At 47.8% G+C, this 11,209-nt stretch carries 5 protein-coding genes; all 5 read left to right on the top strand.

The features are described from left to right. Positions 1-134 precede the first annotated feature (134 nt). The 5 genes from EXU57_RS10260 to EXU57_RS10240 all read left to right on the top strand — a co-directional run bounded on the left by EXU57_RS10260 (position 135) and on the right by EXU57_RS10240 (position 10,738). A complete protein-coding gene (locus EXU57_RS10260) occupies positions 135-1,076 on the top strand; it encodes a glycoside hydrolase family 43 protein (protein WP_133268113.1) in 942 nt (313 codons plus the stop codon). 648 nt (positions 1,077-1,724) lie between these two features. Next, complete coding sequence (locus EXU57_RS10255; RefSeq protein WP_243745563.1) at positions 1,725-3,242, top strand: sialate O-acetylesterase; 1,518 nt, start codon at positions 1,725-1,727, stop codon at positions 3,240-3,242. 137 nt (positions 3,243-3,379) lie between these two features. Continuing rightward, the gene (locus EXU57_RS25815; protein WP_133268112.1) at positions 3,380-7,018 is read left to right on the top strand and encodes a T9SS type A sorting domain-containing protein; all 3,639 of its coding nucleotides are present in this window, start codon (positions 3,380-3,382) and stop codon (positions 7,016-7,018) included. An 83-nt stretch (positions 7,019-7,101) separates the two neighbouring features. Beyond that, positions 7,102-8,532, top strand: coding sequence for a glycoside hydrolase family 28 protein (locus EXU57_RS10245; RefSeq protein WP_133268111.1), 1,431 nt, complete (start codon positions 7,102-7,104; stop codon positions 8,530-8,532). A gap of 331 nt (positions 8,533-8,863) precedes the next feature. Beyond that, positions 8,864-10,738 (top strand): rhamnogalacturonan lyase, encoded by a 1,875-nt coding sequence (locus tag EXU57_RS10240; RefSeq protein ID WP_133268110.1) that lies wholly within the window; start codon positions 8,864-8,866, stop codon positions 10,736-10,738. Positions 10,739-11,209: the final 471 nt, after the last annotated feature.

Raw genomic sequence — 11,209 nt, 5'->3', positions numbered from 1 at the left:
ACTTTAATACCCAATCCCCAATTCGTAATTCGCTATTCGTAATCCGCTAATCCCAACACCAAATACCTTAATACCCGATCTCCAATTCGTAATTCGCTAATCCAAATACCTTATTACCCATGACCTGCTCCCTTATGAAACCTCTGCTCTCCTGCCTTTTACTCCTCTCCGTGTTTTCGAAAACGGGTGCACAAACAACCAACGAAGTTTACCTGTTTGCTTATTTCAAAAACAATGGGCAGGATGGCCTACACCTGGCCTCGAGCCAGGATGGTTATAGCTGGACCTCCATGTTCAACGATAAATCAATTTTACGACCGACGGTAAGCAAAGACAAGCTGATGCGTGATCCCTGCATCGTTCGCGGCGGCGATGGCAGGTTCCATATGGTGTGGACCGTGAGCTGGAACGATCGCAGCATCGGTTATGCGAGTTCCGATGACCTGCTCAATTGGTCGGAACAACAGGATATCCCGGTAATGGCGCACGAAGATTCGGCCAAAAATTGCTGGGCGCCCGAGATTTACTACAATGCTTCCTCTAAAGAGTACATGATCTATTGGGCAACAACCATTAAGGGCAGGTTCCCGGCAACCGACACACTGGGCGACAATAACCACCGGATTTATTACGTGCTCACAAAAGACTTCAAAAATTTTAGCAAGGCCAAATTGCTGTACGACCAAAACTTCAACGTCATAGATGCAACGATTCAAAAGATCGATAACCGGTATGTCATGTTCCTGAAAGATGAGACCATCAGGCCCGTGCAAAAGAACCTGCGTATTGCCACGAGCAAACATTTGACAAAGGGCTATTCGAAACCATCTGCACCCATCACCGGCAACTATTGGGCTGAAGGACCTACGGTGCTAAAGTTAGGCGAAGAGTGGGTGGTATACTTCGACAAATACCGAGATCACAAGTACGGGGCAGTCGCATCAAAAGATCTGAAGAACTGGACCGACATCTCGGATAAGATCAAGATACCGGCAGGCGTTCGTCATGGAACCATTTTCACCGTAACCAAAGCAGAATTCGAAAAACTCACTGCGGGGAAAATCGCTTCGAAATAAAAAACTTTGGAACACGGATGACACGGATTGGATGGATGTGCAGGATTGATTAGTTATGGAGTTGCACACGAATGGGATGGATAACTATGGCACACGGATGACACGGATGGGATGGATTACTGTTGATTTAATGGAACACGGATTAGCGGATTACGGAATGGCGAATTACGGATGAATGGATGAATATGAATTGAACACGCATGATAGGGATTAGCGGATTACGGATTGGCGAATTTCGGATGAATATGAATTGAACACGGATGACAAGGATGGTAGGGATTAGCTGATTACGGATTGGCGAATTTCGGATGAATATGAATTGAACACGGATGACACGGATGACAGGATCGGAAGGATTGCCACAGAATGAATTGAGCAACCTATCCTATCAACCTATCAACTAGTCAACTTATCAACTCTCTCCTCAATACCCAATACCTCAAATACCTCAATACCTTAATACCCAGCCTATCAACTTATCAACTCTCTCCTCAATACCTAATACCTTAATACCTTAATACCTTAATACCGAACTTATCAACCAATCAACTTATCAACTTCTTCCCCAACCCACTCCCCACCTCAGGATGCCTCAGGACAGCTAAGCATTTGCTTCCCGTTACCTTAACCATCTAAAGTTGCTGTTGTATGAACACCCTCTCCATGCGCTGTATTAGTGCAGTGTTGTGCTTATTCCTGCTTACAACCTTACACGCAAAAGTTCGGCTTCCAGCGCTGATCAGCGACAACATGGTGCTCCAACAAAAGTCAAAGGTAGCTTTATGGGGCTGGGCTGAACGCGGCGAAAAAGTTACCATTACCGGAAGCTGGAACAACAAGAGTATTACCACAACTACCGGCACCAATGGCAAATGGCAAGCTTCCATAAGCACCACAGCTGCCGGCGGTCCTTATCAGCTTACCTTCAAAGGTTCCAATATCCTTAATGTCCAAAATGTGTTGCTGGGTGAAGTCTGGCTTGCTTCAGGGCAGTCGAACATGGAGTTTTTTGTCAGCAAAACACGTAATGCTTCCTATACCGGTGTAATCAATTATGAACAGGAAATTAAGGCGGCAAATTTCCCAATGATCCGGCAGATAGACGTGGCAAACAAAAACGCCGATGAGCCGCAGGAAGACTTCAGGGGCGACTGGAAAGTTTGTAGTCCGCAAACAGTGGACACCTTTTCCGCGGTAGCTTATTATTTCGCCAGAAAAGTTCACCAGGAAACCGGCTATCCTATCGGCATTATCAACTCCACATGGGGTGGTACCGCTGCCGAGTCGTGGACTAAAAAAGAAGTCTTGCTTGCAGATACCGGCTTAAGACGATTGATAGAACGTTATGATCAACAGGTGGCCGACTATCCTGCAGCATCCGAAAAGCATAAATCGGCTTTGGCAAACTGGAGCGCTGATACAACCAGAACCAAACCCGTGGCACCTGCTAAACCCAACCCCGATAAGTCACCCTATCGTTTGTACAATGCGATGATTGCACCGCTTGTACCCTATACGCTTAAAGGTATTTTATGGTACCAGGGCGAAAGTAATGCGACCAGGGCACAGCAATACCAGAAGTTGTTTCCTGCGTTAATCAACAGCTGGCGCTACGACTTTAAAAACAAAAACCTGCCTTTCTATTTCGTGCAGATATCCCCTCACCGCAGCCAAAATCCGGAGATACGCGAGGCGCAATTACTCACTTATCGTAACACCCCCAATACCGGGATAGTTGTTACAACCGACAATGGCGACTCACTCGACATTCACCCCCGCAATAAAAAACCGGTCGGAGAACGATTAAGCCTTTGGGCATTGAATAAACTCTACGGCAAAAAGGGGGAGTACTCCGGTCCGCTCTACCGTTCAATGAAGGTAAGTGGCGATAAGATCATTATAGAATTCGACCATGCGCAGGGACTCAATAGTCCGCAGGGTTTAAAAGAGTTTATGATTGCAGGGGCAGATAAACATTTTGTGTTGGCGACAGCTGTAATTGAACGAGATAAGGTAGTGGTTTCGGCTGCCGGGGTCACACAGCCGGTTGCGGTCAGGTATGCCTGGCGAAACATCCCGGTCGCAGACCTTTTCAATGGTTCGGGCCTGCCCGCTTCACCATTCAGAACAGATCAGTGGAAATCTCAAACGCCCGGCAATCCTTAAAGACAGGCTTAATTCTCCTGCTTATATCGGGCAGGCCGGATGTTTAATTGTAATTTGATAATAGGTCGCTAACCCGGTAACTACCGAGTTGGATGGTTCCTCTCCAATACATAATTCCATAATTCTAAACGATTGCTATGCAACAAAACTTTACTCAGAAATGGTTCGCTGGCGCTGCTAAAAAATCTTCCTGTGGCGCCTTTCTTCATATCCTCTCCATGGCCTGCCTCCTGTTTGCCACACCGGTAATAGCCCAACAATGGGAGGTGATCGGCAGCGAGTTGCAGATCGCTTCGGGAGCTTCAAATTATACCTCGCTAACGATGGTCAAAGAAGGTAACGCATCGGTGCCGTATGTAATTTTTACAGAGGTCAACATTGCTAAAGTAAAACGCTACAACGCAGGCACCTGGCAACAAGTGGGTGGAAATGTTTCTACCGGAAATGCCACTTATACCCGGCTGTATTCGGATGCTTCAAACCGTTTATATGCAACCTATGTTGACGCGACCAATGGCAATCGCCTGGCGGTGAAAACGTTTAATGCCACAGCAGCTGCGTGGGAACCGGTTAATGGTGATCCGGCTAACCTGTATGTTTCTGCAGGAAGCGTTACCAACAACATTGGTCAGTATGGCACTACCGCCCGGAGCGCGGCCGCTTTCGACAACAATGGCAATTTCTATATCGCTTACGCCGATGGCGCAAACCTGAACCCTTTTGTAAAACGTTTTACAGCTAACGGCTGGGAAGTTGTTGGTGGATCGGCGATGTCGGCCGAAAGAGCAATTGGGCTGGGCATTGCTGTTGATAGCGCAACCAATCAACCTTATGTCGTTTACCTCAACCAGGGTTCGGCAACCGCTACTACGGGCAACCTCGTACTTTATCGCTTTACCAATGGCGTTTGGGAGTCAGTACCCGTTCCGAACCCCATCCCTGGCGGAAGTGCAACCACCGGGGCCACAACCGGTCTGCGACATTCAGCAATAACCTTTAACAGCACCTGGAACCCGGTCCTCTCGTATTTCAACGCAGGCAACAGCAATCGTGCAACCATTATTACTTACAATCGAACAACATCAACATGGAGCTATGGTGGAACGCTTTCAACAAGAGATGTTACCAACAATAGCTTATATCGCGACCGGGCAGGAAACCTTTACAGCACCTTTACCGATGCCATGTCAAATGGTTCTGGAAGGAGTGTTGCGCGTGTTTTCAAACAGGCAGCCGGAGGTACTGCCTGGGCGGAACTGAAGAGTCCGGATGTGACCGACGGGGTTGATGAGCCCGCCGGTAATTTGTCCCTGGCTGTTGATGAAGACAGCAGCAAACCTTACATCGTTTATACTAAAGCGGGTATCTCATCTGTTGTCACCCCGGTGGTTCGTAGGTATTCGCTAACGGCACTACCGCCTCCACCTCCGGCAGACTCGGTAGTAACAACACCAAAACAAATGGAGTTTCTCACCCGCGGCCTTGTTGCAGTCAGGTCAAGTGTAACACAGGTGTTTCTAAGCTGGCGGCTGTTAGGAACGGATTCTTCTTCCATAAGCTTCAACGTTTATCGCAACGGGGTTAAGCTAAACGATACACCAATAACGGGCTCGACCAACTACGTTGACAACAGCTCCACCGACGGAAGTTATTCCATCCGGCCGGTTATCAACCAGGTTGAACTGGCCGCAACTCCCCCGGTAGACGTGTGGTCGCAGATCTACAAGACCATTCCATTACAAGTACCGCCTCCAGGGGTTACACCATCAGGTGAAAACTACACCTACACTGCCAATGATTGCAGCGTAGGTGATGTGGATGGCGACGGGGAATACGAAATATTTCTAAAGTGGGATCCATCCAACGCGAAAGACAATTCGCAAAGCGGCTATACCGGTAACGTGTACATTGATGCGTACAAAATGAATGGCACCCGTTTGTGGCGGATTGATCTTGGCCGAAACATACGTGCAGGTGCACACTATACCCAGTTTATTGTGTACGACTACGATGGCGATGGAAAAGCCGAACTGGCCTGCAAAACGGCTGATGGCACCATCGATGGCACGGGTACCGTCATTGGTGATTCCTCCAGGGACTATCGAAACAGCGGCGGTTATATCCTTGAAGGGCCTGAGTTTTTAACGATGTTTAATGGTATGACCGGTGCTGCCATGGCCACCAAAGATTATATCCCCGCACGTGGTGCAGTAACCTCCTGGGGTGATAATTATGGCAACAGGGTGGATCGGTTTGTAAATGCAGTTGCTTATCTCGACGGCGCAAGACCAAGCCTCATCATGGGGCGTGGGTACTACACCCGCCTCGTACGTGCAGCATGGGATTGGCGAAATGGCCAGCTTACACTTCGTTGGGTGTTCGACAGCAATGCCTCTGGTAATGCCGCTTACGCAGGGCAGGGCAATCACAACATGACCATCGGCGACGTGGATGGAGACGGCAAGGACGAAGTCATCAATGGTTCCAGCGCTATTAACGATAATGGAAAGGGCTTGTATGCCCCAGGGCATGGACATGGCGATGCCTTGCATATGACCGACATGGATCCTGACAGGCCAGGGCAGGAAGTATGGCAGAATCATGAGGACCCGGGATCTTACGGCAATTATGGGCTTGAGTTTCGCGATGCTAAAACGGGTCAGCCAATATGGGGTCCGCTGACCGGCGACAATGGCGACATCGGACGTTCAATGGCTGCCGACATCGACCCGACCTACAAGGGTTATGAAGTTTGGGGATCGTCAGGAAACCTGTACAATGTTAAAGGGCTCCAGATTGGAACTACCAAGCCTTCGGTAAACTTTGGTATCTGGTGGGATGGTGACCCTATGCGCGAACTGCTGGATGGTACCAGGCTAGATAAATGGAATCATATCACCAAAACCTCCAACCGGCTCCTAACCATTAACAACTTCGGTAATGCTGCCTCGGTTAACGGAACAAAAGCTAACCCCGGTCTCAGTGCTGACCTTCTTGGCGACTGGCGCGAAGAAATGATCTACCGCAGCGCGGACAATCAGAACCTGCTGCTCTTCACCACCACCATCCCCACAACAATGCGCCTTCCAACACTGATGCACGATCCGCAGTACCGGGTTGCAATTGCCTGGCAGAATTCGGCCTATAATCAGCCACCTTATCCATCCTATTACATCGGGGATTCAATGCTTCCTCCTCCGCGGCCAAACATCTTTATTGCCGGTGCAGCTCCCTTGCCGGTTAAGCTGCTTTCTTTTGATGTTCTGAAACAGGGCAAAAAAGCACAGGTAAAATGGAGCGCAACCAACGAGTTTAATGCTGATTATTATGTAGTGGAACGTTCCGTTGATGGTACCGTTTTCGCATCCCTTGTTACCGTGCAGGACAAGGGTAATACCGGCACAGTTAATTACTATACGATCAACGACGACCAGCCGAATACGGGAGTAAATTATTACCGTTTGAAGCAGGTGGACCGCGATGGAAAAGTAACGTATTCAACCACGCGCACATTGAACTTTGCGGCTACTAAACAATTGCAGTTATATCCTAATCCGGCAAGTGGCAGTACCCGTCTTCAGTTTGCATCAGACAACAGTGCATTGGTGCTTCGGGTGACCATGCCCGATGGCCGGTTGTTGTTCGAAGCTAAAGGCTCGGTTACACAATTAAGCAACATGATCAACAGGCGTTTGCCGGCGATGAAAGCAGGGTATTATAATGTTACAGTAGTTGACAACGATGAGCGGTATTCCACCAAACTTATCAAACAATAAAGACCAGGAAAACCATTGGCGGTAAATGGTTGAGTTAATAATCAACAGGGACTTTGTCAGCCCGTGTAGTCAAAAAGTCAATAATGAACAAGCTTACCAATATTGTCCTTCGCCTGGTGGTATTTTTTGGAATTCTGCATTTCTCAAGCGGGGTGGTTGCTAAACCTGATATGGGTTGGACAAAAAAGGTTGGTGCACGCAGTATACCCATCGGCAAAAAGGTGTACCTCGTAAACGACTATGGTGCTGTTAACGATAGCTCGCGTATGAGCACAAGGGCAATTCAGCAAACCATTGATGTTTGCGCCAGGGCAGGAGGCGGTATCGTAAAGTTTAAACCTGGTGTATACCTGATGGGTTCCATCTTTATCAAATCAAACGTGCACCTGCAAATTGACAAGGGGGTGCTTATCCTGGGCAGTCAGCGGTTCGAGGACTATCCTGAAATTGATACCCGGATCGCCGGTATAGAGATGCGATGGCCGGCTGCACTTATCAATATTATCGATCAGAAAAATGTTGCCGTGTCAGGGCAGGGTAAAGTGAATGCAAGGGGCAAGTTTTGCTGGGACAAATATTGGGCAATGCGCCGCGAATACGAACCAAAAGGATTGCGATGGATTGTTGATTATGATGCAAAACGGGTCCGTACTTTTCTTGTTCAGTCTTCTGAAGACATCACCCTTCGGGACCTCACTTTTTCAAACGCGGGGTTTTGGACCGTTCAGTTGTTGTACTCAAAATATCTTACCGTTGATGGGGTAACCATTCGAAACAATGAGGACGGACATGGCCCCAGTACGGACGGTATTGATGTTGACTCTTCATCATGGGTGCTGATTCAAAATGCTGACATTGATTGTAACGACGATGACTTTTGTTTAAAGGCCGGTCGTGATTGGGATGGCTTACGCGTGAATCGCCCCACGGAATATGTTGTTATCCGCAAGTGTATTGCGCGCAAAGGCGGCGGGCTTCTTACACTCGGGAGTGAAACATCGGGCGGCATACGTCATGTTCTTGCAACCGACGTAAGGGCTATGGGAACAAGCAATGGTTTCCAGATTAAATCTGCTGCAACACGCGGTGGTGTGATTGAGGATATACATTTTGAAAATGTAGTAATGGATACGGTTGGAAACGCTTTTTTATATACGATGAACTGGAATCCAACCTATAGCTATTCAACCCTGCCTGCCGGTTACAATTACGATAGCATTCCGGCGCATTGGAAAACGATGTTGCAACGTGTTGAGCCTGCTGAAAAGGGAGTGCCGCATTTCAAAGATATTTTCATAAACAATGTGCAGGTGAAGTATGCCAGGAAAGCGATTAATGCAAGTGGCTACGAAAAGTCGTCGCTTGATAATTTTAATTTCAGCAACGTAAAGGTAGTTGCTGCAAACGCAGGCGACATCAATTTCGCAAAAGACTGGAAGTTCGAAAACATGGAGATCAAAGCCGCTGATAACTCGTCGCTGAACATAAAGAATTCTACCGGTGTGAAGCAGTAGGGGAGAGGAGCTATGAGTCAGTGTCGTTTACCTAACCTCGGCAGTAGGACTGTGGTGAATAAAGCGATTCGGTACAAGTGAGTGACACAACGATGGAGATTAGTATTCCTTATGCTGGTCACCAAACAAAATACTCTTAAGTAAACGACATTGAATTTATAGTAGTCATTAATGCTGCTTATTTATCGAAGTTCTTAGAAACCCGGCTGTACCATTTCGATCATCCATTAGAATTATTGAAGCTGGGTCCATAAGCGTCTTCGTGGTTGCATCTTCCCTGTTGCACTTGCAACTGTGAAATTTTTTGTTGTTAATAATTGAATTTATTGCTATGAACAAGATACTCCTTATTGCGTCAGTGTTCTTCGCTTCGTCGGTAAGCGCACAACGTGTGATGGAATTCCTTGACCGCGGTGTTGTAGCCGTGCGCACCGCCGACACCAAAGTATTTGTAAGCTGGCGTTTGCTGGCAAGTGATCCTGATGGCCTTGCCTTCAATGTTTACCGGTCAACAAACGGGAAAGCTCAAAAGATTAACCCGGCCCCGGTTAATACAGTAACAGGTTTTGTAGATGACCATGCAGATACAAGTTCGGTATTACAGTATTATGTAACCGAGGTAAATAACAGGAAGGAAGGCCCGCCATCTAAGGCTTTCATTTTAAAAAGGGGCAGCCTGCCTTACTTCTCCATTGCCTTGCAAACGCCGGCGGGTTATGCACCTAACGACGCCAGCGTTGGTGATTTAGACGGGGACGGCGCGTACGAAATTATATTGCATCAAACCGGGCGGGCACACGATAACAGTCATGCCGGTGAAACTGATCCGCCCATCTTCCAGGCGTATAAACTCGATGGTACTTTATTGTGGAACATCAACCTTGGCAAAAACATTCGTGAAGGGGCACACTATACCCAGTTCATGGTATATGATCTGGATGGTGATGGAAGGGCGGAGATTGCCATGAAAACGGCAGACGGAAGCACCGACGGGAAAGGTAAAGTGATCGGGGATGCTTTAAAAGACTGGAGAAATGAACGGGGCTACATCCTGGCAGGTCCTGAATACTTAACCATTTTCGACGGCCTTACCGGGGCAGCCTTATTCACCACTGATTTTGTTCCGGCGCGCCATCCCACTTCTGCAAATCCAACTACGGAGGAAATGAAAGCAATCTGGGGCGACGGCAATGGTAACCGTATGGACCGCTTTCTTGCGGGTGTTGCTTACCTGGATGGTAAAAGCCCTTCATTGATTATGACAAGGGGATACTATACCCGCGCGGTATTAACAGCCTGGAAGTGGGATGAAAAAAAGCTAAGTCGGGAATGGACTTTCGACAGTGATGATGGCACCCCCGGTAACCAGGCCTATCGTGGGCAGGGTAACCACAACTTATCTGTAGCAGATGTAGATAATGATGGCAAAGATGAAATTGTTTTTGGCGCCATGACCATCGATGATAATGGCAAAGGGCTTTATTCAACAGGCCTTGGGCACGGAGATGCCTTACATGTTTCCGATCTGGATCCTGCCCGCCCTGGTCTTGAGGTGTTTGACATACAAGAACGCTTTGGAGATGCGGGTGCAAATTTCAGGGATGCTAAAACCGGTGAAGTGCTCTGGAAAAAAGCTTCCATTAAAGCAGGCGACGATGGAGAGGGACCTGGACGTGGATTGGCGCTTGACGTGGACCCGCGTTATCCAGGTTATGAGTGTTGGGTTGCCGGCGCAGGCATTACCGGAATGTTTGATTGTAAGGGCAATAAAATCGCTGATCGAACACCATCCTGCAATTTTGGTATTTTTTGGGACGGTGATGTATTAAGTGAAATACTAAACAGTACCCGCATAGATAAATGGGATTATACAGCCGCCGTTACAAAGCCCTTACTCGATGCGGGCATGTTTGGTTGCAGAAGCAATAATGGAACGAAATCAACCCCGGTGTTATCGGCAGATATCCTTGGAGACTGGCGTGAAGAAGTGATCTTTTCTACAAAGGACAATAACGAACTGCGAATATTTTCCACTCCGATACCAACCAATAAAAAATTTTATAGCCTTATGAACGATCCACAATATCGTTTGAGTATTGCATGGCAAAACGTGGCTTATAACCAGCCGCCGCATACCGGATTTCACATGGGCGAGGGCATGAAACAACCTCCCAAACCGAAGGTTACCATACCGCGGCGAAAGTGATAACAGGCTGGTGACTTCATGAAAGGTTATTCCTGGTTTCCTTGTTGCAATAGTATGCAACAACACCCCCCTTCATGTGCCACGTCAAAGATGGTGCTGCATATATCGAAACCGATGTCAATTGACAACACGAAAATTTGAGAGCGGTAATGCATGTGGTTTAGTTAAAACCATGCGCCAGGGATTGAAGCGGCTACCCCGCTGAAGGCCCTGCAGTATAGCTTGTGGCGGAGTAGTAGCGGAAAGCCCGACCCCTTGCGCAGCTTGGGGTGGCGCCCAAAGAAGATAAAACGCCATCGCCGCCACTGCACCATGTTGCCAGGAACAATTATTTTCCAAACACATCATACTACCAGCTGCCTGGCGGTAAGCAATCACTAAATACTTGAACAAAAAAAACTGTAGTTGCAGGTTCAACCTGCAACTACAGTATATATAATTTGCTGGTCTCTGTAGCGCCTGGCTCAGTTA

This window comes from Segetibacter sp. 3557_3 (assembly GCF_004354985.1).
Classification (GTDB): Bacteria; Bacteroidota; Bacteroidia; order Chitinophagales; family Chitinophagaceae; genus Segetibacter.
The sequence above is the reverse complement of the archived record's forward strand: the minus strand, read 5'-3'. Positions and strand labels throughout refer to the sequence as shown.

What these genes read in the sequence shown, in the direction of transcription:
- EXU57_RS10260 (WP_133268113.1), top strand. Translation starts at nt 135, where the DNA reads ATGAAACCTCTGCTCTCCTGCCTTTTACTCCTCTCCGTGTTTTCGAAA.
- EXU57_RS10255 (WP_243745563.1), top strand. Translation starts at nt 1,725, where the DNA reads ATGAACACCCTCTCCATGCGCTGTATTAGTGCAGTGTTGTGCTTATTC.
- EXU57_RS25815 (WP_133268112.1), top strand. Translation starts at nt 3,380, where the DNA reads ATGCAACAAAACTTTACTCAGAAATGGTTCGCTGGCGCTGCTAAAAAA.
- EXU57_RS10245 (WP_133268111.1), top strand. Translation starts at nt 7,102, where the DNA reads ATGAACAAGCTTACCAATATTGTCCTTCGCCTGGTGGTATTTTTTGGA.
- EXU57_RS10240 (WP_133268110.1), top strand. Translation starts at nt 8,864, where the DNA reads ATGAACAAGATACTCCTTATTGCGTCAGTGTTCTTCGCTTCGTCGGTA.